General features: G+C 70.2%; 1 protein-coding gene. It reads right to left on the reverse strand.

Annotated features, from left to right (window positions below):
• A partial coding sequence (locus FNQ90_RS25260; protein WP_182608438.1) for a ribonuclease H family protein occupies nt 1-559 on the reverse strand: 559 nt, incomplete at its 3' end.
• Nucleotides 560-857: the final 298 nt, after the last annotated feature.

The following is an 857-nucleotide window of genomic DNA, read 5'->3' on the forward strand; positions in this document are numbered from 1 at the left end:
GGCTCCGGAGGGGGCGTCCGCCGGCTGGGGAACCCGCGGCGCGGGTGGCGCGGGGCTGCGGAGCCGCCACGGGATCCGGGACGGGAAGATCGGCGGCTGTTCCCCCGCCGGCCCGCTGGGTGCGGGCGGCATCACTCGCGGCCTTGTCCGCGATGGCGTTCAGCGGGTCCCCGTCCGCCCGGTGGGCGGGGACGTGGACGAAAACGACATCGCGTCCGTGGAGAAGTTCGTCGATGCGCTCGATCAGTTCACGGTTGGCCACCGGTTTACCGCCCGCGGTCCTCCAGCCCTTGCGCTTCCATCCCGGCAACCACTTCGTCACGGCGTCACGGGTGTAGGTGCTGTCGAGACGGACCTCCAAAGGGGTATCGGGGTCGGTGGCCGTCAGCAGCCTTTCCAAAGCGGTGAGTTCACCGATGTTGTTGGTGCTGTGCCCGAGTGGGCCGGCCTGCCAGCGCTGCGGTGCCCCGGAGGGGTCCGCGAGGACGAAGGCCCATCCCGCGGGTCCGGGGTTGCCCTTGGCCGCTCCGTCGCAGGCCCCGATGACTCGTTCAACCATGCTCCGATGATCTCAGGTCGGGAGCGCGGCCCGATCGGGGTCCGGCACGAGGGGACGTCGTGCCGGCGGTGGTCCCCGTGAAACCGGGATGGGATTACTGCGTCCGATGGAAGCCCGGGGGCGGAAGTCGTGGCGAGGGAGTGTGGGCACCCCTCGCACGGGAAAGTCGAGGCAGCACCGGAACACCGAGGATTCGGAGATCACCCATGAGTGTTCGAGTCGCCGTGGTCTACTACAGCGCCACAGGGAACGTTTACCGCCTGGCCAGGGCGGTGGCCGAGGGGGCCGAGGGGCAGGG

The sequence above is a fragment of the Streptomyces alkaliphilus genome, assembly GCF_014141535.1.
GTDB lineage: Bacteria > Actinomycetota > Actinomycetes > Streptomycetales > Streptomycetaceae > Streptomyces > Streptomyces alkaliphilus.